We start from the raw sequence: 23,921 nt of genomic DNA on the forward strand, positions 1-23,921 counted from the left end.
GAAAGGAGTGGGCCATATGTCTTCCATTACTAAGACTAAAAAAGAACGTGATTTCCACCATCTCTCAACGCCCTGGAATATCACTTTTAATCTGATAGCCGGCATCTTTGCGTTTCTGTGCGTGTTTCCGTTTCTGTTCGTCGTGATCATCTCCTTCACCGATGAGGTGGCGCTGGCGCGGGATGGCTATAAGCTGATTCCGGCAAAATGGAGTCTCGGCGCATACCGTTATGTGTTTGAATCCGGAGATATGCTGCTGCGTTCCTATGGTGTGACGATTTTTGTAACGGTGATCGGGACGATCATCAGCCTTTTGTTTATCGCTTTTTATGCGTATGCCATTTCCCGGAAAAGCTTCCGTTACCGCAATTTTTTCTCGTTCTTCGCGTTTTTTACCATGCTGTTCAACGGTGGACTTGTGCCGACTTATATTATCGTTACGCAGTTTCTAAGCCTGAAGGATACGATCTGGGCGCTGATTTTGCCGCTGGCGGTGAATGCTTTTTACATTATGATTCTGCGCACCTTCTACAGCACGAGTGTGCCTGATGCCATAATCGAATCCGGCAAAATCGACGGGGCGGGCGAGTTCCGTATCTTCCTGAAATTGGTGTTGCCTTTATCACTGCCCGGTCTGGCTACGATTGCCTTGTTCAGCACCCTCGGCTATTGGAATGACTGGTTCAATGCGCTGCTGTACATCGACAACCCGAATTTAGTCCCGCTGCAATCGATGCTGATGCGGATCGAGACCAGTATGCAGTTTATTTTGCAGAACTCCCAGAACAGTTCGCTCAGTCTGGAAGCTCTTCGCTCCATGCCGCAGGATACATCGCGGATGGCGATGGTGGTGCTGGCGACAGGGCCGATTATTTTTGCTTATCCGTTCTTCCAGCGTTATTTCATTCAAGGTCTTACTGTAGGGGCTGTTAAAGAATGAGTTATACAAACCCGAATTTACCTGCTGAAGAACGGGCGGAGCATCTGCTCGGACTGATGACTTTGGAAGAGAAGGCCGGCCAGCTGATTCAGCCTTTTGGCTGGCAGGCCTATGAACATAGAGACGGTAAGATGACCTTGACAGAAAGCTTCAAGGAGAAGGTTGCGGGGGGCGGCGTGGGCTCGCTTTACGGGATGTTGCGCGCTGACCCGTGGACCGGTGTGACGCTGGCCACTGGCCTGTCTCCGCGTGAAGGTGCGGAAGCGGTGAATACGCTCCAGCGGTATGTGCTGGAGCATTCGCGGCTGGGCATTCCGGTATTGATCGGCGAGGAATGCTCGCATGGTCACATGGCGATCGGGGCCACCGTATTCCCGGTGCCCCTGTCGCTCGGCAGCTCCTGGAATGTGGAGCTGTATCGTGAGGTCTGCCGCGCCGTAGCGCTGGAGACACGCAGTCAGGGCGGCGCGGTTACGTATTCGCCGGTGCTGGATGTGGTGCGTGATCCCCGCTGGGGCCGCACCGAGGAGTGCTTCGGCGAGGACGCTTACCTGATCAGCGAGATGGCGGTTGCGGCCGTTGAAGGTCTGCAGGGGGAATCCTTGCAGAGCGGCGGCAGCGTGGGGGCTACGCTGAAGCATTTTGTGGGATACGGCAGCTCAGAAGGCGGCCGGAATGCCGGGCCTGTGCACATGGGCTGGCGTGAACTGCTGGAAGTGGATCTGCTGCCCTTCAAAAAAGCGGTCGAAGCGGGTGCAGTCTCCATTATGCCTGCTTATAACGAAATAGACGGCGTGCCTTGCACGACAAATACAGAACTACTAGAGGATATACTCCGCGAAGCATGGGGGTTTGAGGGTCTAATCATTACCGATTGCGGAGCTATAGAGATGCTGGCCTCTGGCCATGATGTAGCTGAAGATGGCATGGATGCAGCAGTGCAGTCAATGGAAGCCGGCATCGACATGGAGATGTCCGGGGAAATGTACGGCAAATACCTGGTGGCTGCCGTCCGTGATGGCAAGCTGGACCCGGCACTGCTGGATCGTGCGGTCCGCCGTGTGCTGACGCTCAAATTCAGGCTGGGCCTGTTCGAGCAGCCATATGCTGATCCTGATGCGGCTGAACGCGTCATCGGCAGCAAGGCGCATCAAGAGCTGGCCCGGCAAGTGGCGGGCGAGAGCATCATCCTGCTGAAAAATGAAGCAGGTGTGCTGCCATTATCCAAGACGGCCGGCACGATCGCCGTCATTGGCCCTAACGCCGATGCCGGGTACAACCAGCTCGGCGACTACACCTCGCCACAGCCTCCGGCTAAGGTAGCGACCGTACTCAGCGGCATCCGCAGCAAGCTGGCTGCAGAGCCGGAGCGGGTGCTCTATGCACCGGGATGCCGGATCAAAGGCGATTCGCGCGAAGGTTTTGAAGCCGCGCTCGCTTGTGCAGAGCAGGCCGATACCGTTGTTATGGTCGTCGGCGGCTCCAGTGCACGCGATTTCGGGGAAGGCAGTATCGATCTCAAGACAGGCGCGTCCAAGGTGACGGAGAATGCCTGGAATGATATGGACTGCGGCGAAGGCATTGACCGGGTGTCGTTGACCCTGTCGGGAGTGCAGCTGGAACTGATCCAGCAGGTTCATCAGCTCGGCAAACCTGTGATCGTCGTTTATATTAACGGCCGTCCGGTGAGCGAGCCTTGGATTGACGAGCATGCACATGCCATTCTGGAAGCCTGGTATCCAGGCCAAGAAGGCGGACACGCTGTTGCGGATATCCTGTTCGGCGATGTGAACCCTTCCGGGAAGTTGACTGTATCTGTGCCGAAGCATGTGGGCCAGCTCCCGGTCTATTACAACGGCAAACGTTCCCGTGGCAAAAGATATCTGGAGGCCGATTCCCAGCCTCAGTATCCGTTCGGCTTCGGGCTTAGCTACACCGAATTTACGTACTCCGGCTTAAAGGTAGAACCAGAAGTAATTACGGCTGGGGAGACGGCTACAGTTTCCGTGGACGTTCAGAATACAGGAGACCGTGAGGGCGCAGAGGTGGTGCAACTGTACATTTCCGATGTCGCCAGTAAGGTCACCCGTCCCGCCAGGGAATTGAAGGCTTTTGACAAAATCAAGTTGGCTCCGGGTGAGAAGCAAACCGTGTTGTTCACGGTAGGACCGGAGCAATTGCAATATATCGGACCGGATTTAAGACCTGTTGTAGAGCCAGGAGCCTTTAAAGTGCTGGTGGGTAAGCATGTGAATGATACACTGAGCACCGATTTGACGGTGAGGGGGTAAAGACATGGAACGCATTAAACGCTTCATCCGCGAGCTCTCCGAGCAGCAATGGTTAGAGGTGGAGGAATTGCGCGATTGGGAGATTATGTCCTCGGTGTATCAATTGCCGGGACAGTATGACAAGCTGCAGCCTTACAAGGACGCCAGCAATTATGATCTCTTCCCGAGTGTGCAAGGAACGACCTATTTCTTCCGCCGTACTTTGGAGATTCCGGCTAACTGGCTGCCGGGCCACATCGGACTGATTTTTGCTTCAGGTGGGGAAGGGCTGCTGCGGGTGAACGGTGAATCGCGGCAAGGACTCGACCGCAATCATACCTTTGTGACCCTGACAGGTGATCCTTCTGGCCGTCCGTTGGAACTGGAAATCGAACTCTTCGATCCGGTCCCCGAGCCGGTGGACCCATTAAATCAACAGGCGGTGATCCAGCCGCCGATTCGGCTGATCCACAGCCAGCTGGTGCTGGTGAACAGACCTGTGCAGAGTCTAATGTACACGGCAGTAGTGATTCGCGATTCGGCAATTCTGCTGCCTGAGCAGGACCAGCGCCGTAACCGGATGCTGGAAGCTTTGTATGTGGCGATGGATGAATTCGTTGGCCTTACCACGCAGGAGATCCGCGATGGTGGTGAGATTACGCGAATCGAGCAGAAGCTGCGGGGCAGAGTCGGGGAGATCGGCGGTCATGCCGAAGGAACAATCCACATGGTGGGCCAGTCCCATATCGATATTGCTTGGCTGTGGCCTGCGCGCGAGACCGTGCGCAAGACTAGCCGGACGTTCTCGACGGTGAATGCCCTGATGGACGAATATCCTGACTATCAATATGCGCAGAGCCAGCCGCTGCTGTTCGAATATTTGAAAGACAATGACCCGGTACTCTATGAGAAGGTCAAGACGCGCATCCGTGAAGGACGCTGGGAACTGGTCGGTGGAATGTGGATCGAACCGGATCTGAACATTCCGAGCGGAGAATCGCTGATGCGGCAAATGCTGTATGGCCAACGCTTTTATCTGGAAGAGTTCGGGCGCACCTCGCAGATTGAGTGGCTGCCGGATACCTTCGGCTACTGCGCCTCTCTGCCGCAGATTCTGCAGCATGGTGGAATCAAATATTTTATGACCACCAAGCTGGGCTGGAATGACACTAATGTCTTCCCTTACGATCTGTTCCATTGGGTCGGCATTGACGGCACGCCGATGTTGTCTTACCTGAATCATGGGGTGAATGAGAATACGCTGCCCAAAGATGTTCATGAACACTATCAGTCCTTCCGCGAAAAAGATAAACATAACGAGCAGATGCTGCTCTATGGGCATGGTGACGGCGGCGGCGGGGTCACCCGCGAGATGCTGGAATATATCCAGCGTGCCGAGCTAATGGTCGGCCAGCCGGAGAGTAAATACAGTAATGCCGCGGATTTCTTCGCAGGTATTACGCGCAGTCAGCCGCAGCTGCCGCAGTGGCGGGGCGATCTGTATCTGGAGCTGCACCGCGGCACCTACACTACGCACGGCCGCAACAAGCGGAACAACCGCAAGGCGGAAGTGTTGTACCGTGAAGCGGAGCTGTGGCAGACACTAGCTTCGCCGCAGCTGGACACAGAGCAACGCGCCGTAGTTGCCGGGCAGCTGCATCAGGGCTGGAAGCTGATTTTGTTGAACCAGTTCCATGATATTATTCCGGGCTCGGCGATTACCGAAGCTTACGAGACCTCGGAGAAGGAATACGCAGAGGTGTTTGAGCTTGGTCGTGTTGCGCTTCAGCCGGGGCTTGCGGCATTGGCGGGGAACATTAACACATCAGGCGAGGGCACACCTTACATTGTTTTTAATAGTTTGGGTTGGACGCGTGATGCCGTGGTCGAACTTGCTCTCAGCGAAGAAGGAGCCGCCTGCGGAAACTTTGCGGTGTATGGCGAGGATAACGTACTGCTGGAAGCAGATGTCCTGACGGAGGAGGCAGCAGTTTCTGGTGTCTCGGTTCTCGTTCCGGAGATTCCAGCCTTTGGCTACAAAACGATCTGGATTCGTGATCTGTCTCAGAACACATCCGATGAAAGTCATGCAGAATCTGCCGCTGCTGAACATAATCAAACAGCTGTAGGAGCTGTTCCCTTCGGCGACCGTTGGGAGACGGACTATTATCGTATTACCTTTAACGAGCGGGGAGAAATCACCAGTCTTTTTGATAAAAAAGGAAACCGGGAGATCGTAAAATCCGGTGAGCCGGCGAATCGCTTCCACTTTTTCCACGACCGTCCCACGCTTTGGGATGCCTGGGACATTGACAACCGTTATGAAGCCCAACCCGCCGGGGAGGCTGAACTTATAGAAAAGGCAGTGATCCGCACTGGTGCGTTGCAGGATATTTTGCGCTTCCGCTGGAAGCTGGGCAAATCGGAGATTACTCAGGATATGATTCTACATCACCATAATCCCCGGATTGATTTCCAGACGCATGTAAGCTGGAACGAAGCCCATAAGCTGCTTAAGGTAGGGTTTCCGATTGATGTTGTGGCGGATAAAGCGACTTACGAGATACCTTTTGGTGCGCTGGAACGTCCGACCCACCGCAACACCAGCTGGGAGCAGGCGCAATATGAGGTTTGCGGGCACCGTTTTGCCGATGTATCCGAACGCGGATATGGTGTCAGTCTGCTGAATGATTGCAAATACGGCTATGACATCCAAGGCAGCACCATTCGTTTGTCGCTCCTGCGCGCGCCGAAATGGCCGGATGCTACTGCGGATCTCGGCGAGCATGACTTCACCTATTCGCTATATCCGCACCGTGGGGATTGGCAGGAGGCTCATACTGTTCGCCGTGCAGCAGAGCTAAATCATGAGCTGTATACTTTTGCCGCTTCATCAACACAGGGGCAGCTGCCGCCAACGGGCTCATTTATCGGATTCTCCGGTGAGCATGTGGTGCTGGATACGATCAAGCCATCCGAGGATGGGCAGGGGACTGTTCTGCGTTTCTACGAATCCTCGGGAGGCCGCGAGCGGGTTCAGCTCAAATGGCAGCATCCGGTTCAGAGCGTCTACCTGTCCAATGCTCTGGAAGAGCAGCTGGAACTGATCGAACACACGGCTGGTGGTGAACTGGAACTTCACTTTGCCCCTTACGAGATCAAAACAATCTACATCAGAAGTTAAATAATCACATCACAGATGCAAAGGAGCATAACTCACTTGGAACAATTCCGATTACCCAAAATAGCAATGCCCCAGCTACCGCTGCCGCAGGCTGTACAAGAAGTGCTTGCCGAAGCAGAGGAGAAGCTGGCACATCGCCCGAAGCTGTTGCAACTGTTCAAGAATTGTTTTCCGAATACGCTGGAGACGACGACTAAACTGCTGGATGACGGAACCACCTTTGTGATTACCGGCGATATTCCGGCCTCCTGGCTGCGTGATTCAGTGGAGCAGGTAATTCAATACGTGCCTCTGGCCAAAAACGATCCCGATCTCCAGCGCATTATCGGAGGTCTTATCAAACGCCATATTCAGTATATTCATATCGATCCTTACGCCAATGCATTTAATGAGTTGGCCAATGACTGGCACTGGAACACTACGGATGTGACCGAGATGTCGCCATGGGTGTGGGAGCGTAAATTTGAGATTGATTCGTTATGTTTTGTCGTACGCCTCGCTTATACCTATTGGAAAGAGACGGGTCTGACTGATTTCTTCGACGCGGGGTTCAAGTCGGCCATGCGCCAGATCTTCGATTTGTTCAAAAGAGAGCAGCGGCATTTCGAGCAGTCTCCGTACCGGTTCAGCCGCAATAACGGCATTCCGGAAGATTCTCTGCGCAATAGCGGTCTCGGCATGCCGGTGAACTATACCGGAATGATCTGGTCGGGCTTCCGGTCCAGCGATGATGCCTGTGATTTCCACTACAACATTCCTGGCAATATGTTCGCTGTTGTCGCGCTGCGCCAGATGCAGGAATTCGCGGAGTGGGTCTTCCGCGACCTAGACTTCCTGGCTGAACTTAAAGAGTTGGAATTTGAAGTGGATCATGGCATCAAACTCTACGGCATTTATCGCCATCCGGAGTTTGGTCCGATTTATGCTTATGAGACCGATGGCTTCGGCAATTACTGCCTGATGGATGATGCGGGAACGCCCGGACTGATCTCCATTCCGTATCTGGGTTACGCTTCGGCGGATGATCCCATCTACCAGAACACCAGACGTTTCGCGTTGAGCAAAGAAAATCCGTTCTATTACGAAGGCACAGCTGCCAAAGGGATCGGCAGCCCGCACACTCCGGAGAACTATATCTGGCACATGGCGTTGTCCATGCAGGGCATTACGGCTCAGACTGCCGAAGAGAAGCTGGAACTGATTGCGATGCTGGAAAGTACGGATGCCGGAACCGGATATATGCATGAAGGTTTCCATGTAGATGATCCTAGTGTATTTACCCGCAGCTGGTTTGCATGGTCTAACAGCTTATTTTCGCAGCTTGTCTATCGGGCGATGAAGGAAGGTATTCTGTGAGCGGGGGCCGTATCATCCTGTTCGCGGACCCGTCTTTTCCCGGGTATACCGCAGCGGGCGGACTGACCACAGAACAGGCACAGTCCATAGGATTACATCATACTGACTCTCCTGTTCATGCAGAACAGCTGGCCGAAACGCTGGACAGCGCCAAGGCCGGGGACTGCTTCGTTAGCTTCCATGCTCCATACTTCCCGAAGGAGGCTTGGCCTTCCATCGTCGCTTATTTGAGCAGAGGCGGCAGCTTGATCAGCATTGGGGGTGCCCCGTTTAAGCATCCAGTCCGCCTAGTCGCTGAAGAGTGGCGGATCGAAGCTGAGCAGACTGCCTATCACCGCCAGCTGCATATCCATGAAGCGCTGCGTGTGAGCAGCACAGATCGCATACAGCAGCATGTTGCGCTTAGAGACATTCCGCTCTTCGTAGGTGATGAGCAGCTGCTGGCTCTGGCGGATACCTGGAACCTGGTGCCGCATGTCACTAAAAGCAGTGACCTGCCGGAGCAGATGGGTTCCAGTGGACCTATGGACACGCGGATTTATCCGCTGCTTAAGGGCATTACCGCCGCCGGGCGGGAAGTTTCAGCTCCAGCTGTGCTGTGGGAGCATATCGGCGGGCCTTTTGCCGGTGGCCGCTGGATCTTCATCGGCCAACCGCTTACGCCTGACTTCTGGAATCAAGGCGGCACGGAAGCATTAACCCGCTGGGCAACTTTTGCCGCTCGGGGTGTAACAGAGCTGTGGCTGAAGCCTAACTATGCTTCTTATGAAGAAGGCGAGCGGCCGCTGCTGTTTATGCAGGGCCAGCGGCTAAGCCGCAGCCAATCGTCACCGACATCAGCGCAGTGGACCCTGAACATCACTCTGAGCAAAGACGGGGAGTCTATCCCATGTTTTACTCACGAGTGCAAGCTTGAGGTCAGTCGCGAGCTGAACTTCCTGCGTGTACCGCTTGCTGTAGAAATTCAACCTGGCCTGTATCATCTTTCTTGCCATGCTGTTTCTGAAGAAGGCGAAGTGCGGATGTTGCGTCAAGGCTTCTGGGGATATGACGTGGACCTGTTATCGCAGGGGGAAGCGATTAAGGCTGGAAGAGATTATTTTATCAAAGACGGTCAGCCTTTACCTGTTGTCGGCATGACTTATATGACCTCTGACGTAGCGCGGAAGTTTCTATTCCTGCCAAATGCTGATGTCTGGGATCGGGATATGGCACAGATGCGGAAGGCAGGCATCAACTGGATTCGTACCGGCATCTGGACAGCCTACCGCAATATTATGCAGGTAGACGGCCATGCCTCGGAAGAAGTGCTGCGGGCGATTGATGCTTTTCTACTGACTGCGAAGCGGCATGGGCTGCAAGTTACCTTTACGTTCTTCTCCTTTACGCCGGAGACTTGGGAAGGGACGAATCCTTATCTCGATCCGCGCAGTGTAGAAGCGCAAAAACGGTTCATCCGCTCCATCGTCGCCCGGCATCGCACGACAACCCATGTCGATTGGGATCTGATCAATGAACCGTCAATGTTTGATCCGCCGCGGATTTTCTCGGACGGACCGAGCTCGGCGCGAGATAAATATGAACGCGCTGCTTTCTCTGCTTGGCTGGAGGAACGCCATGGTGATATAACTTCGCTGCAAGAGCGCTGGAATATGACGCCGCTGGAATTGCCGGATTTTGCGGCTGCACAACCTCCTGAGCAAGAAGAGATTAACTTCAGTGTGCAGGATATTCATTCCGGGAAGCGCGGCACGCGTTGGCTCGACTACTGCCTGTTCTCCATGGACATGCACAACGTATGGGCAAGGGAGCTTAGCGGCACTATCAAGGAACTCTGCCCAGATCATTTAGTGACTGTAGGGCAGGATGAGGCTTTGGGTGCCCAGCGGCCATCGCCGTTCTTTTATGAGCGCGATGTCGATTACACCACTGTTCACAGCTGGTGGTTGAATGACAATCTGCTTTGGGATGGGATTTTTGCCAAAACCCATCACAAACCGAACCTCATCCAGGAGACCGGCATCATGTATGTGGAGACGCCAGACGGACGGGCTAAACGCAGTGAGGAAGAATTGCGGGCCATGCTGGAGCGCAAATATGCCTATGCGTTTGCTTCTGGAGGTGCCGGGGCTGTGCAATGGATCTGGAACACGAACTTTTATATGGATAATGCCAATGAATCGCAGATCGGTGCGCTGCGGGCCGATGGGACTGAGAAGCCGGAAGCGGATGTGTCTTATGATTTTGGGCGGTTCATCGGCGAAGCCGGGGGGTTATTTGACGGGCGGAAGCTGGAAGAGATTGCCGTGGTTTTCCCTTACTCTAATGATTTCTCGAACCGGAAGCTTGCCTATGATGCGACTACCCGCCTGACACGGATCTTATCTTATCAGCTTCATTTGCCTTTCCGCGCCGTATCGGAATACGATCTGGCTCCGCTGGAGGCAGAGCCGGCTAAGTTGATTCTCCTGCCAAGTGTGCACAATCTGGATAATGACGCCCTTCAGCACTTGCTGGACATAGTGGAGCGTACAGGTGCCGTTCTGCTCATTACTGGAGCATTGGGTGTAGATGCATACTGGCAGCCTTCGGATCGTATGGACGCAATAGTAGGAGTCCGTAAACTTGGCAACATGCGCCGTGAGGAGCAGCTTCTATTGAACGGACGCAAGTTTGCCGTCTCCTACGGACAGAAGCGAATCGCGGAGCTAGTCAAAGAAACGCCAGCAAATGCAGATGTTGATTCGTCTAGCTCAGGAGGTGTAGGTGATCACCTCATCGAACGCCAGATTGGCACAGGTCGCCTGATCTGGTGCCCGCTACCTTTAGAACTGAATGACCGCGACGAGCCAATCGCCGCGCTCTACCAATATGCTGCACAAGCCGCAGGTATCGAAACCGAGCTGGAATGGATCAGCGGTGGAGACCTGCCAGGTGTGTACGGGCGAAAGCTTGCTTTTGCAGAAGGTTCATTGTATATCTTCGTATCTGAATACGCCTGGGATGCCGAACTTGAAGTAAAAGATCCTGCAACTGGAGCTCATTACTCATTTTTACTGGAGAAGGAACGTTCGGTGTTGTTTGCAGCTGATTCAGCGGGCAAGCTGGTAGCTGTCTATAGACCTGAAGAGGTTAACATTACGCTTAATAAATGCTGAAGAACTGAGGTGTACACACAGATGACCCACACAACAACCAAAACAGCCCATATCGTGTCCCATACTCACTGGGACCGTGAATGGTATTTGCCGTATGAGAAACACCACGTCCGTCTGGTTCAGCTGGTGGATGCACTGCTTGCCAAGCTGGACGGAGATTCCGCCTTCCGCAGTTTTTACCTCGATGGGCAAACCATTATTCTGGAGGATTATCTTCAGGTTCGGCCAGAGAACAAAGAGAAGCTGGAGCAGTATATCCGGGATGGGCGAATCTTGATTGGACCTTGGTACATTTTGCAGGATGCGTTCCTGACGAGCGGTGAGGCAAATGTGCGGAATATGCAGATCGGCCATCAGGATGCCGAGAAATACGGCGAGCCTTCCAAAATCGGTTATTTTCCCGATACCTTTGGCTTGGTCGGACAGACTCCGCAGCTGATGTTGCAGTCAGGGATTACGAATGCTTTTTTTGGACGCGGGGTGAAGCCTACGGGATTTAACAACACTGTATCGGATGCGGGTTATGAGTCCTCTTTCTCCGAGCTGATCTGGGAAGGACCGGATGGATCCAAAATTCTCGGTATCCTATTTGCCAACTGGTATTCTAACGGCAATGAAGTTCCTGTAGAGGAAGGTGCGGCCCGGGAATTCTGGGACCGTAAGCTTGCGGATGCAGAGAAGTTTGCTTCAACGGGGGAGTTATTGTTCATGAACGGGTGCGACCACCAGCCTCTGCAATTGGATTTGCCGGAAGCTATCCGCACCGCCGAAAAGCTATACCCTGAAGTGAAGTTCGTGCATTCGAATTTCCCGGACTATCTGCAAGACTTGGATCAGCAATTATCTTCGGGTCAGCGGGAGCTCTCCACCGTTACCGGGGAACTGCGCAGCCAGCGTACAGACGGATGGGGCACCTTGGTGAACACAGCCTCAGCCCGGGTTTATTTGAAGCAGATGAACCAGCTGGGCCAGACTCTATTGGAAAAAGTAGCCGAGCCGCTGGCCTCCATCGCCCGCCTGTCCGGACAGGACTACCCACATCATCTATTCACCTATGCCTGGAAGACGCTGATGCAGAACCATCCGCATGACAGTATCTGTGGTTGTAGTGTGGATGAAGTGCATCGTGAGATGGTAACGCGTTTTGATAAAAGCCGGCATGTTGCCGAAAGCATCATAGATGACAGTGCTAAGTTTATCGCAGATCAAGTGGAGACTTCGGGCTTTTCCGCCTACGGGGAAGATGCAGTTCCTTTTGTAGTGATGAATACCACGGGGTGGAAGCGTACGGGAACGGTGACTATAGAGCTGGATGCTGAACGGTTATATCTGCGCGAGGGTTATCCGTTGGATGAGACCGCCCGCAGAATGTTGGCTGTTGATTTGTCCGGCCGGATTCTCGTCGATCACACAGGGGAGGAATTAGCGTCTACAGTGGAAGATCTAGGTTTAAGCTTTGGTTATGATCTGCCTGATGACCAATTCCGCCAGCCGTATATGTGCCGCAAGGTGAGACTTACTTTTGAAGCCCGCAATGTGCCTGCACTTGGACTCTGTACTTACGCTTGGGTACAATCAACTACGGAATCCGCTCAGGGAAGCTCTTTAATAGAAGGAGAGCGCAGCTTGGAGAATGCATCTCTCAAGGTAGTTGTTGCTGAGGATGGTTCATTTACGTTATTGGATAAGCATAGCGGTACCACTTATCGTGAGTTGGGGATTTACGAGAATACCGGAGACGTAGGCAATGAATACATGTACAAGCAGCCAGAAGGTGAACAAGCGCTGACGACCAAAGGCCAGCCTGGAGTCATTAAGGTGATTGAAGACTCTCCCTTCCGTGCGGCCATTGAGATCCGAATAGACTGGGAGATTCCGGCTTCGGCGGATGACACCTTGGAGGCGGAACAGCGTGCACTTGTGTATTATCCTGAGCGTAAAGCGCAGCGGAGTGTAAATACGGTGGTTTTGAAGCTTCGTACCGTCGTTTCGCTGGAGCGGGAAGGCAAAGGTGTGCATATTGAATCCACAATTAATAACCAAGCCAAGGATCACCGGGTGCGAATGCTGTTCCCTACCGATCTGTCTACCGATGTGCATCGTGTAGATTCTATGTTCGAAGTGGCTACGAGGGACAATAATCCGGCACCAGAATGGGCAAATCCGAGCAACACTCAACATCAGCAATCCTTTGTGGATGTCAGCAATGGCGATGTAGGACTTACGGTAGCCAACCAGGGATTGAACGAATATGAGGTTCTGCGGGATGGACGCAATACTATTGCCGTCACCCTGCTACGCAGCGTAGGGGAATTGGGGGATTGGGGTTGGTTCCCAACTCCGGAAGCTCAGTGCCTGGGTGAATATACAGCACAACTGGAGCTGATTCCTCATTCTGGTGAGGGAAGTGAACAGCGGGCATTTACAGAGGCCTATCAATTCCAGATCCCTTGGACGGTATGTCAGACCGGCCTGCATAGCGGGAAGTTGAAATCTGGATATACCCCATTGGTTTGGGAAGGAGACAACATGGCCTTCTCATCCATGAAAATGAACGGAACTTCAGGCGACTTGTTTTTGCGTTGGTACAATATGTCCGCTCAGCAGACACAACTGCAACTGAAAGTGAACAGTCCTCAAGAGTATTTATTTAAAAGCAATATCTTAGAGCAGCTTAACCCTGCTTTACAAGGAGCAACGTCTTCGGTTCACCACTTAGAGATAGGTCCATCTGAGATTGTAACTGTAGGTGCGAAATTAAGCTTCTAGGTAAAAAGATGCCCCGGCGCTTCCCTGCCGGGGCATCTTTTGATTTACTTTCTTCTATAAGACTTGTGCCAATCTTGAATGGCCTCTTGGCGGGAGGGAAATCTCATCTGGATCCAGTTGTTTGTTTCCCATTCATGAATCGCCTGCTGTTTAGTTTGGTAAAAGCTGTAGTCGCAAATGTTCCAGCTGTTATACAGTTTCTGATACCATTTCCCTTTAGGGATGTCGCCAGGGGAGCGGCGGACGGCTTTATTGGCTTGCTTTTTAGCCCATGAGGAACCGTGTTTCTGTTGGTCGCTGCACACGGGTTGCTTTTTCACACTTCTGCTCATTGATTCTCCAACCTCCTTTTAGAGGGAAGCTAGAGATCATGCAAGGTCTTTATATGAATCACCTCTTTGCCAAAAATAATGGAGTTGATACCTATGTATGAAGGGGACTTTGATGTTGAATAGATAGACGCGGAAAAGGGGAATGCGGTTGCGATACAATTGCGGAAAAGTATGTGTTTAGTTTTTTTAAAATAAAGCTTGCAATGAATCTCTATACATGATATATTCTAAGTCCGGCCAAGAAATACACATGCCGAGCTCGAAAAAGAAATTGAAAAAAGAGCTTGACATTAAATAGCTGAACATGATATAGTATAAGAGTTGCTGCTGAGACATTAAACGGCGCCAACGAGAACTTGATCTTTGAAAACTGAACAACGAGTGAGTAGGAAATCACGCAAGTGATATCCAAAATTAGAGAATTAATTTTCTCGTCAGATGTTTCAAAATGAGCATATCGCTCTTTTCAATACTAATTGGAGAGTTTGATCCTGGCTCAGGACGAACGCTGGCGGCGTGCCTAATACATGCAAGTCGAGCGGAGTTATTTTGAAAGCTTGCTTTCAAAATAACTTAGCGGCGGACGGGTGAGTAACACGTAGGCAACCTGCCCTTCAGACTGGGATAACTACCGGAAACGGTAGCTAATACCGGATAATTTCTTTTTCTCCTGAGAGAAGAATGAAAGACGGAGCAATCTGTCACTGAGGGATGGGCCTGCGGCGCATTAGCTAGTTGGTGGGGTAAGGGCCCACCAAGGCGACGATGCGTAGCCGACCTGAGAGGGTGAACGGCCACACTGGGACTGAGACACGGCCCAGACTCCTACGGGAGGCAGCAGTAGGGAATCTTCCGCAATGGGCGAAAGCCTGACGGAGCAACGCCGCGTGAGTGATGAAGGTTTTCGGATCGTAAAGCTCTGTTGCCAGGGAAGAACGTCCGGTAGAGTAACTGCTATCGGAGTGACGGTACCTGAGAAGAAAGCCCCGGCTAACTACGTGCCAGCAGCCGCGGTAATACGTAGGGGGCAAGCGTTGTCCGGAATTATTGGGCGTAAAGCGCGCGCGCAGGCGGCTATTTAAGTCTGGTGTTTAAACCTTGGGCTCAACCTGAGGTCGCACTGGAAACTGGGTGGCTTGAGTACAGAAGAGGAAAGTGGAATTCCACGTGTAGCGGTGAAATGCGTAGATATGTGGAGGAACACCAGTGGCGAAGGCGACTTTCTGGGCTGTAACTGACGCTGAGGCGCGAAAGCGTGGGGAGCAAACAGGATTAGATACCCTGGTAGTCCACGCCGTAAACGATGAGTGCTAGGTGTTAGGGGTTTCGATACCCTTGGTGCCGAAGTTAACACAGTAAGCACTCCGCCTGGGGAGTACGGTCGCAAGACTGAAACTCAAAGGAATTGACGGGGACCCGCACAAGCAGTGGAGTATGTGGTTTAATTCGAAGCAACGCGAAGAACCTTACCAGGTCTTGACATCCCTCTGAATCTGCTAGAGATAGCAGCGGCCTTTGGGACAGAGGAGACAGGTGGTGCATGGTTGTCGTCAGCTCGTGTCGTGAGATGTTGGGTTAAGTCCCGCAACGAGCGCAACCCTTAACTTTAGTTGCCAGCAGGTAATGCTGGGCACTCTAGAGTGACTGCCGGTGACAAACCGGAGGAAGGTGGGGATGACGTCAAATCATCATGCCCCTTATGACCTGGGCTACACACGTACTACAATGGCCGGTACAACGGGAAGCGAAGCCGCGAGGTGGAGCCAATCCCATCAAAGCCGGTCTCAGTTCGGATTGCAGGCTGCAACTCGCCTGCATGAAGTCGGAATTGCTAGTAATCGCGGATCAGCATGCCGCGGTGAATACGTTCCCGGGTCTTGTACACACCGCCCGTCACACCACGAGAGTTTACAACACCCGAAGTCGGTGGGGTAACCCGCAAGGGAGCCAGCCGCCGAAGGTGGGGTAGATGATTGGGGTGAAGTCGTAACAAGGTAGCCGTATCGGAAGGTGCGGCTGGATCACCTCCTTTCTATGGAGAATCGTCTTCTGCAATGAAGACATTCAAATCGGAAGCTTAGCTTCCACAATCTCAGGTTTAGGCCTGTTACTCACTCGTTGCTCAGTTTTGAGAGTTTAAGCTCTCAAGTAAGACTTGATCCTTGAAAACTGGATACCGAAACGAATTTGCGTTTTAGAACATCTTTTAGCAACTTGTGTAAACAAGTAAATGTTATTAGTGAGATTTTTCTTCGGAAGAATCAAGGTTAAGCTAATAAGAGCACACGGAGGATGCCTAGGCGCCAGGAGCCGACGAAGGACGTGGCGAACAACGAAACTGCCTCGGGGAGCTGTAAGCAAGCTTTGATCCGGGGGTGTCCGAATGGGGAAACCCAGCTGTGGTAATTCGCAGTTACTCATTTCTGAATACATAGGAAATGTAGAGGCAGACCAGGGGAACTGAAACATCTAAGTACCCTGAGGAAGAGAAAACAATAGTGATTCCGTCAGTAGCGGCGAGCGAACGCGGAACAGCCTAAACCTAAGAGCTTGCTCTTAGGGGTTGTGGGACGTCTCACATGGAGTTACAAAGGAATATGGTAGGTGAAGAGGTCTGGAAAGGCCCGCGATAGAGGTAAAAGCCCTGTAACCTAAACTGTATTCTCTCCGAGACGGATCCCGAGTAGTGCGGGGCACGTGAAACCCCGTATGAATCCAGCAGGACCATCTGCTAAGGCTAAATACTACCTGGCGACCGATAGTGAAACAGTACCGTGAGGGAAAGGTGAAAAGCACCCCGGAAGGGGAGTGAAATAGAACCTGAAACCGTGTGCTTACAAAAAGTCAGAGCCCTATTAATGGGTGATGGCGTGCCTTTTGTAGAATGAACCGGCGAGTTACGTTTAACATGCAAGGTTAAGCCGAGAAGGTGGAGCCGCAGCGAAAGCGAGTCTGAATAGGGCGACTTAGTATGTGGACGTAGACCCGAAACCGTGTGATCTACCCCTGTCCAGGGTGAAGGTGCGGTAACACGCACTGGAGGCCCGAACCCACGTACGTTGAAAAGTGCGGGGATGAGGTGGGGGTAGCGGAGAAATTCCAATCGAACTCGGAGATAGCTGGTTCTCCCCGAAATAGCTTTAGGGCTAGCCTCGGTATAAGAGTAGTGGAGGTAGAGCACTGATTGGGTGCGGGGTCCGCAAGGATTACCAAGCTCAGTCAAACTCCGAATGCCATATACTTATTGCCGGGAGTCAGACAGTGAGTGCTAAGATCCATTGTCAAAAGGGAAACAGCCCAGACCATCAGCTAAGGTCCCCAAGTGTGTGTTAAGTGGGAAAGGATGTGGAGTTGCACAGACAACCAGGATGTTGGCTTAGAAGCAGCCACCATTGAAAGAGTGCGTAATAGCTCACTGGTCGAGTGACTCTGCGCCGAAAATGTAACGGGGCTAAACACACCACCGAAGCTATGGCTAGATACGTATGTATCTGGGGTAGGGGAGCGTTGTGTAGGGGTTGAAGGTGTACTGAAAAGAGCGCTGGACACTACACAAGTGAGAATGCCGGTATGAGTAACGAAAAGATCAGTGAGAATCTGATCCGCCGAAAGCCCAAGGTTTCCTGAGGAAGGCTCGTCCGCTCAGGGTAAGTCGGGACCTAAGGCGAGGCCGAAAGGCGTAGTCGAAGGACAACAGTTTGAAATTACTGTACCACCGTAATCCGCTATGAGCGATGGGGTGACGCAGGAGGGTAGTGACGCGGACTGATGGATGTCCGTCTAAGCAGTGAGGCTGATGTGTAGGCAAATCCGCACATCATTAAGGCTAGGCTGTGATGGGGAGCGAAAATTGTAGTAGCGAAGGTCATGATCTCACACTGCCAAGAAAAGCCTCTAGCCAGGAGAAGGTGCCCGTACCGCAAACCGACACAGGTAGGCGAGAAGAGAATTCTAAGGCGCGCGGAAGAACTCTCGTTAAGGAACTCGGCAAAATGACCCCGTAACTTCGGGAGAAGGGGTGCCCCGGTAGTGTGAATAGCACGAGGGGGCCGCAGTGAAAAGGCCCAAGCGACTGTTTAGCAAAAACACAGGTCTGTGCGAAGCCGCAAGGCGAAGTATACGGGCTGACGCCTGCCCGGTGCTGGAAGGTTAAGGGGAGTGGTTAGGGGTAACCCGAAGCTATGAACCGAAGCCCCAGTAAACGGCGGCCGTAACTATAACGGTCCTAAGGTAGCGAAATTCCTTGTCAGGTAAATTCTGACCCGCACGAATGGCGTAACGACTTGGGCGCTGTCTCAACGAGAGATCCGGTGAAATTTTAATACCTGTGAAGATGCAGGTTACCCGCGACAAGACGGAAAGACCCCATGGAGCTTTACTGCAGCTTGATATTGAATTTGGGTACGATCTGTACAGGATAGGTGGGAGCCGTAGAAATCGGAGCGCAAGCTTCGGTGGAGGCGCCGTTGGGATACCACCCTGATCGTATCTAGGTTCTAACCTAGTACCCTTATCGGGTACGGGGACCGTGTCAGGCGGGCAGTTTGACTGGGGCGGTCGCCTCCTAAAGAGTAACGGAGGCGTTCCAAGGTTCCCTCAGAATGGTTGGAAATCATTCGCAGAGTGCAAAGGCATAGGGAGCTTGACTGCGAGACCTACAAGTCGAGCAGGGACGAAAGTCGGACTTAGTGATCCGGTGGTACCGCATGGAAGGGCCATCGCTCAACGGATAAAAGCTACCCTGGGGATAACAGGCTTATCTCCCCCAAGAGTCCACATCGACGGGGAGGTTTGGCACCTCGATGTCGGCTCATCGCATCCTGGGGCTGAAGTAGGTCCCAAGGGTTGGGCTGTTCGCCCATTAAAGCGGTACGCGAGCTGGGTTCAGAACGTCGTGAGACAGTTCGGTCCCTATCTGTCGTGGGCGCAGGAAATTTGAGAGGAGCTGTCCTTAGTACGAGAGGACCGGGATGGACGTACCGCTGGTGCACCAGTTGTTCCGCCAGGAGCATGGCTGGGTAGCTACGTACGGACGGGATAAGCGCTGAAAGCATCTAAGCGTGAAGCCCCCCTCAAGATGAGATTTCCCAATTAGTAAGACCCCTTGAAGACGACGAGGTAGATAGGTTGGAGGTGGAAGTGCAGCAATGCATGGAGCTGACCAATACTAATCGGTCGAGGGCTTATCCTATACTTAGAATGCAGATTTGTTTCGGATTCAGTTTTCAGGCGATTAAGCCTGAGCATTTACGCTGTAAATGCCCGTTTGGTGGCGATAGCGGAGGGGTTCCACACGTACCCATCCCGAACACGACCGTTAAGCCCTCCAGCGCCGATGGTACTTGGACCGAAGGGTCCTGGGAGAGTAGGACGCCGCCAAGCGGACAACCACATTACCCGTGGTATTTTTTTTGCCCTTAATATTAATATGTCTTAGAAGGGCCTTTAGCTCAGCTGGTTAGAGCGCACCCCTGATAAGGGTGAGGTCGGTGGTTCGAGTCCACTAAGGCCCACCATATTCCCTGATAGCTCAGTTGGTAGAGCACTCGACTGTTAATCGAGTTGTCACAGGTTCGAGTCCTGTTCGGGGAGCCATTTATGGAGAGGTGTCCGAGTTTGGCCGAAGGAGCACGATTGGAAATCGTGTAGGCGCCACAAGCGTCTCGAGGGTTCGAATCCCTCTCTCTCCGCCATAAAAATTATTAGCATGGCCCGTTGGTCAAGGGGTTAAGACACCTCCCTTTCACGGAGGTAACATGGGTTCGAATCCCATACGGGTCATATCATGGAGGCTTAGCTCAGCTGGGAGAGCATCTGCCTTACAAGCAGAGGGTCGGGGGTTCGATCCCCTCAGCCTCCACCATATTATTTTCACTGACGCGGGGTGGAGCAGCCCGGTAGCTCGTCGGGCTCATAACCCGAAGGTCGCAGGTTCAAGTCCTGCCCCCGCAACCAATTTACTCTTATACATTATGTTTAGGGATAAGCTGGTATGGTGAAAATGAATAGTATATACTTATTAATGACGCGGGGTGGAGCAGCCCGGTAGCTCGTCGGGCTCATAACCCGAAGGCCGCAGGTTCAAATCCTGCCCCCGCAACCAATTTACACTTATGCATTATGTCTATGGAACCGTGGTGTAGTTGGCCTAACATGCCTGCCTGTCACGCAGGAGATCGCGGGTTCGAATCCCGTCGGTTCCGCCATTTAGTTAATTATTATTGGGGATTAGCCAAGCGGTAAGGCAACGGACTTTGACTCCGTCATGCATAGGTTCAAATCCTATATCCCCAGCCATTTATGAGAGCCATTAGCTCAGTTGGTAGAGCACCTGACTTTTAATCAGGGTGTCGAAGGTTCGAGTCCTTCATGGCTCACCATTTTCTTTAAAGTGTGCGCGTGTGGCGGAATTGGCAGACGCACCAGACTTAGGATCTGGCGTTTCACGACGTGGGGGTTCGAGTCCCTTCACGCGCACCATGTTTTTGCGGACGTGGCTCAGCGGTAGAGCATCGCCTTGCCAAGGCGAGGGTCGCGGGTTCGATTCCCGTCGTCCGCTCCATATAGATTTTGCGCCCTTAGCTCAGCTGGATAGAGCGTTTGACTACGAATCAAAAGGCCGGGAGTTCGAATCTCTCAGGGCGCGCCATTTTTATTACTAAGCAGTTATAGTATTGTTAACGGGATGTAGCTCAGCTTGGTAGAGCACCTGGTTTGGGACCAGGGGGTCGCATGTTCAAATCGTGTCATCCCGATTTTATACCTTTGCGGGTGTAGTTCAATGGTAGAACTTCAGCCTTCCAAGCTGATAGCGTGGGTTCGATTCCCATCACCCGCTTATAATGAGAAACACCTGCCGGTATTAGGCGGGTGTTTTTTTGTGTAACTAAGCATGTATGGATACAATAGAGACTAGAGATTTTTATTTAGGGAGGGACCTGTGTTAAAGGGAATTGGACATTCTTACGGAGGCTTAAATAATAGAACAGCGTCCTCCTCCTTAATATAGGAAAGGGACGCTGCTGTAGTGGGTTTATAAGGGATCGTCCTTATATAAGAACGCCTACCTCACCATTATTCACGAACTTAATACTTTCGATCTTCACCTCTAGTTGACCTGAAGGAATCGCTAGCTGACAAGTACTGCCGAGCTCAGCCAGCAGCAACTGCATGCCTATAGGTGACAACATAGAAATCTTGTTATCGTTAGGTTCTGCTTGGTTAGGAAATACGATGGTATAGATATCTGTAGTATTATCGTCCAAGTAACGAAGCTGCAACTGGCTTCCGATAAAGACCTGAGAATTTAAATCTTCACCATTAAACTCAGTTAGTAATTGTTCCAGCTCAGAGCAATAACGGGACAACAGCGTTTCAGCATTGCTTCTATCCTTGCTTCGTACCGGAAAGTATTGATTTAGAAATGCGATTTTTTCTTCATCAAAATAGATAAGCTGCTGAAGCAGCTGTGTCCGTGAGCCTTCATAGATAAGACTATGGTTCATAGTAGATTTCACCCCCTCTAAGTAGCACATTCCTTGTAAACTTGTTATGGTGTGTTGCCATCTTAAAATCCCTCCTATACAAATAGAGGTCCCCCAATGGAGACCTTCTGATCAGTATACCAGCTTCTATTTGTAAATCCAATCCATTTTAAAAGGGGAATTAAAACCTTCTAAATATTGTAATGAAAACCTTTGACTATTACATACTTGGGTGCTATGATAGGCTGATGCATAGGCATTTCGTAGAAAACTGCGAAATGCCTATACTGTATTTTGAAGATATTTTTACATTAATTGTTACCTGGGGAGTGATACGCCATGTACATTTCGTTGAGTTCACATATAGATTCCAGAACTATAAAATAACTACTTAATTTATTAAAGGAGGAGATCAGGATGATTCAAGTTAAAGAGTTTGTAGATGCTGATAATTCTTATGCAGAGAATAAAGCTAATGAGTTCCTGGCAGGACTACGGGAGGAACAGATTGTGAATATCTGTTACGGTTCGGTAGTTAAATCATCACGTGATGGGGCAGAGCACCAAAGAACCACTATACTGGTCGTGTATAAGACAAATGAAAGGCAATAACTGGAACACGTTTTTTTCATGTCTATCCATTGTCTCTACGCTGTGCGTTGTGATTGTCATCATTTATTATGTTTTCAGCTAATTAGTAAAAAGAGGACCTTTCCCATCTACGGGCAAAGGTCCTCTTTAGTTTATAAGTGCATTTACAGTCTTACATTCCGTCTGGTACGGATAGACCCAAACCGGATGCGATACGCTGTCCCAAGTCTGGATCAGCCTTAAAGAAATGTTCAATCTGGCGACGTTTGATATCGTTACTTTCAACAGGAGTCATAGCGCCAACGATGTTTTGAACTAGACGGGTACGTTCTTCTTCAGACATTAGACGGTACAAGTCACCTGGTTGTGTATAGTGATCGTCACTATTGTAGGCGACACTATCCGCATATCCGGAGACTTCGAACGGCGATGTTTTATGCTGCGGTGATTCTTTTGGTCCACCTAAGCTGTTAGGCTCGTAATAGGCTCCGGAACCGCCATTGTTGCCCAAGGCCATGCCACCATCACGTTGATAGTTCTTCACTTCTACTTTTGGACGGTTGATAGGCAGGCTGTTGTGGTTAGGGCCAACCCGGTGGCGGTGTGCATCACCATACGCGAACAGACGGCCTTGTAGCAATTTATCCGGCGAAGCTTCAATACCAGGAACGAAAGAGCCGGGAGAGAATGTGACTTGTTCTACTTCAGCGAAGTAGTTCTCCGGATTGCGATCCAATACCATACGGCCAACCTCGATTAACGGATAATCTTTTTGTGACCAGACCTTTGTTACATCAAATGGATCAAAACGGTAAGTCTTCGCATCCTCGATCGGCATAATTTGCACGTAGAGCTTCCAAGCAGGGAAATCTCCTTTATCAATAGCATTGAACAAGTCTTCTGTATGATAATCCGGGTTTTCCCCAGCGATTTTGGAAGCAAGGTCTGCATCTAGATTCTTAATGCCTTGTTCTGTTTTGAAATGGTATTTCACCCAGACTGTATTACCCTCGGCATTTACCCACTTGAAGGTATGGCTACCAAACCCATGCATATGTCTCAGCGTAGCTGGAATTCCGCGATCCGACATCAAAATCGTTACCTGATGCAGAGATTCAGGCGATAAAGACCAGAAGTCCCATACAGCATTCGGGTTCTTCAGATGTGTCTGTGGATCACGTTTCTGTGTATGAATAAAGTCCGGGAATTTAATCGCATCACGAACGAAGAATACAGGCGTATTGTTACCTACGAGATCATAGTTTCCTTCTTCAGTATAGAACTTCACGGCAAAACCACGAGGGTCGCGTACGGTATCAGCAGAACCTAATTCACCAGCTACAGTAGAAAAACGAATGAACAACGGTGTACGTTTGCCTACTTCAGACAAAAAGTTAGCTTTTGTGTATTGGGTCAGATCTTTTGTAACTTCAAAATACCCGTGAGCGCCAGCACCTTTAGCATGAACGACACGTTCAGGAACACGTTCTCTGTTAAAGTGGGCTAATTTCTCAAGCAGATGGACATCTTGCAGCAAAGTGGGACCGCGGTCACCGGCTGTCATTGAATTCTGATTGTCGCCTACTGGAGCACCCCAGCTGGTTGTAAGATTATTATTATTGGAGCTCATTAATAGAATCACCTCATGAGATTTGATTTTAGATTTAGTATAAGTTCTATATTAATGTTTTTTAAAGAAATTGCAACACTTTTTAAATAATTGGCACATTACAATATGTGGGAATCGTCATTACATCGTTGGCACATTCAGATATATATGATAGACAAAGTGATTAATTGCTTAGCAGAATTAAAAAAGAAACAGCGCATCCCTACC

Annotated in this window: 10 protein-coding genes, 15 tRNA genes and 3 rRNA genes; 25 read left to right on the forward strand and 3 right to left on the reverse strand. The window is 51.2% G+C overall.

The window, feature by feature from the left end; all coding sequences use genetic code 11:
• Window positions 1-16 precede the first annotated feature (16 nt).
• From MHH86_RS03995 to MHH86_RS04020, 6 genes are read left to right on the forward strand one after another with little or no spacing between them, the layout of a single operon-like run.
• Window positions 17-940 carry a carbohydrate ABC transporter permease gene (locus tag MHH86_RS03995; protein WP_036684927.1) on the forward strand — a complete coding sequence of 308 codons (924 nt, stop codon included), beginning with the start codon at window positions 17-19 and terminating at the stop codon, window positions 938-940.
• A complete protein-coding gene (locus MHH86_RS04000; RefSeq protein ID WP_036684929.1) occupies window positions 937-3,231 on the forward strand; it encodes a glycoside hydrolase family 3 N-terminal domain-containing protein in 2,295 nt (764 codons plus the stop codon). Before MHH86_RS03995 ends, MHH86_RS04000 begins: the two co-directional genes overlap by 4 nt.
• Window positions 3,232-3,235: 4 nt before the next feature.
• Complete coding sequence (locus tag MHH86_RS04005) at window positions 3,236-6,394, forward strand: alpha-mannosidase (RefSeq protein ID WP_036684930.1); 3,159 nt, start codon at window positions 3,236-3,238, stop codon at window positions 6,392-6,394.
• 36 nt (window positions 6,395-6,430) lie between these two features.
• Window positions 6,431-7,750 (forward strand): glycoside hydrolase family 125 protein, encoded by a 1,320-nt coding sequence (locus tag MHH86_RS04010; protein WP_036684932.1) that lies wholly within the window; start codon window positions 6,431-6,433, stop codon window positions 7,748-7,750.
• Entirely contained in the window at window positions 7,747-10,908 is a 3,162-nt protein-coding gene (locus MHH86_RS04015; RefSeq protein WP_036684934.1) for an alpha-amylase family protein, read from the forward strand. Before MHH86_RS04010 ends, MHH86_RS04015 begins: the two co-directional genes overlap by 4 nt.
• A gap of 21 nt (window positions 10,909-10,929) precedes the next feature.
• Window positions 10,930-13,677, forward strand: coding sequence for an alpha-mannosidase (locus MHH86_RS04020; protein WP_076215512.1), 2,748 nt, complete (start codon window positions 10,930-10,932; stop codon window positions 13,675-13,677).
• 44 nt (window positions 13,678-13,721) lie between these two features.
• Here MHH86_RS04020 and MHH86_RS04025 read toward each other — a convergent pair whose 3' ends face one another.
• Window positions 13,722-14,009 (reverse strand): hypothetical protein, encoded by a 288-nt coding sequence (locus tag MHH86_RS04025; RefSeq protein WP_036684938.1) that lies wholly within the window; start codon window positions 14,007-14,009, stop codon window positions 13,722-13,724.
• A 473-nt stretch (window positions 14,010-14,482) separates the two neighbouring features.
• Between MHH86_RS04025 and MHH86_RS04030 the strand changes: the two genes are divergently transcribed.
• The 18 genes from MHH86_RS04030 (at window position 14,483) to MHH86_RS04115 (ending at window position 20,847) form a co-directional block, all read left to right on the forward strand.
• Window positions 14,483-16,041 (forward strand): 16S ribosomal RNA (locus MHH86_RS04030).
• A gap of 233 nt (window positions 16,042-16,274) precedes the next feature.
• Window positions 16,275-19,200, forward strand: a 23S ribosomal RNA gene (locus MHH86_RS04035).
• A 74-nt stretch (window positions 19,201-19,274) separates the two neighbouring features.
• Window positions 19,275-19,391: ribosomal RNA gene (rrf, locus tag MHH86_RS04040) — 5S ribosomal RNA — on the forward strand.
• Together the 16S, 23S and 5S rRNA genes with 15 tRNA genes alongside form the textbook arrangement of a ribosomal RNA operon.
• A gap of 57 nt (window positions 19,392-19,448) precedes the next feature.
• Window positions 19,449-19,525, forward strand: a tRNA-Ile gene (locus MHH86_RS04045).
• Window positions 19,526-19,528: 3 nt separating this feature from the next.
• A tRNA-Asn gene (locus MHH86_RS04050) sits at window positions 19,529-19,604 on the forward strand.
• Between the two features lie 5 nt (window positions 19,605-19,609).
• Window positions 19,610-19,702 (forward strand) — tRNA-Ser (locus MHH86_RS04055).
• A 16-nt stretch (window positions 19,703-19,718) separates the two neighbouring features.
• Window positions 19,719-19,790, forward strand: a tRNA-Glu gene (locus MHH86_RS04060).
• A gap of 6 nt (window positions 19,791-19,796) precedes the next feature.
• A tRNA-Val gene (locus MHH86_RS04065) sits at window positions 19,797-19,872 on the forward strand.
• 15 nt (window positions 19,873-19,887) lie between these two features.
• Window positions 19,888-19,964, forward strand: a tRNA-Met gene (locus MHH86_RS04070).
• Window positions 19,965-20,035: 71 nt separating this feature from the next.
• Window positions 20,036-20,112, forward strand: a tRNA-Met gene (locus MHH86_RS04075).
• Window positions 20,113-20,137: 25 nt separating this feature from the next.
• A tRNA-Asp gene (locus MHH86_RS04080) sits at window positions 20,138-20,215 on the forward strand.
• 16 nt (window positions 20,216-20,231) lie between these two features.
• Window positions 20,232-20,306, forward strand: a tRNA-Gln gene (locus MHH86_RS04085).
• A gap of 7 nt (window positions 20,307-20,313) precedes the next feature.
• Window positions 20,314-20,389 (forward strand) — tRNA-Lys (locus tag MHH86_RS04090).
• Window positions 20,390-20,404: 15 nt separating this feature from the next.
• A tRNA-Leu gene (locus MHH86_RS04095) sits at window positions 20,405-20,489 on the forward strand.
• Between the two features lie 7 nt (window positions 20,490-20,496).
• Window positions 20,497-20,571 (forward strand) — tRNA-Gly (locus MHH86_RS04100).
• A gap of 10 nt (window positions 20,572-20,581) precedes the next feature.
• Window positions 20,582-20,658 (forward strand) — tRNA-Arg (locus tag MHH86_RS04105).
• A 32-nt stretch (window positions 20,659-20,690) separates the two neighbouring features.
• A tRNA-Pro gene (locus MHH86_RS04110) sits at window positions 20,691-20,764 on the forward strand.
• Window positions 20,765-20,776: 12 nt separating this feature from the next.
• Window positions 20,777-20,847, forward strand: a tRNA-Gly gene (locus MHH86_RS04115).
• A gap of 211 nt (window positions 20,848-21,058) precedes the next feature.
• Here the strand turns inward: MHH86_RS04115 and MHH86_RS04120 are convergent.
• Window positions 21,059-21,514, reverse strand: a complete 456-nt coding sequence (locus MHH86_RS04120) for a GreA/GreB family elongation factor (protein WP_036686880.1) — start codon at window positions 21,512-21,514, stop codon at window positions 21,059-21,061.
• A gap of 396 nt (window positions 21,515-21,910) precedes the next feature.
• Here MHH86_RS04120 and MHH86_RS04125 point away from each other — a divergent pair, with 396 nt between their 5' ends.
• On the forward strand, window positions 21,911-22,105 hold the full coding sequence (locus MHH86_RS04125; protein WP_036686883.1) for a sporulation protein Cse60: 195 nt from the start codon (window positions 21,911-21,913) through the stop codon (window positions 22,103-22,105).
• 151 nt (window positions 22,106-22,256) lie between these two features.
• Here the strand turns inward: MHH86_RS04125 and katA are convergent, their stop codons facing one another.
• A complete protein-coding gene (gene katA / locus MHH86_RS04130; protein ID WP_036686886.1) occupies window positions 22,257-23,714 on the reverse strand; it encodes a catalase KatA in 1,458 nt (485 codons plus the stop codon).
• Window positions 23,715-23,921 lie beyond the last annotated feature (207 nt).

The sequence above is a fragment of the Paenibacillus sp. FSL F4-0097 genome (assembly GCF_038593125.1).
GTDB lineage: Bacteria > Bacillota > Bacilli > Paenibacillales > Paenibacillaceae > Paenibacillus_AQ > Paenibacillus_AQ odorifer.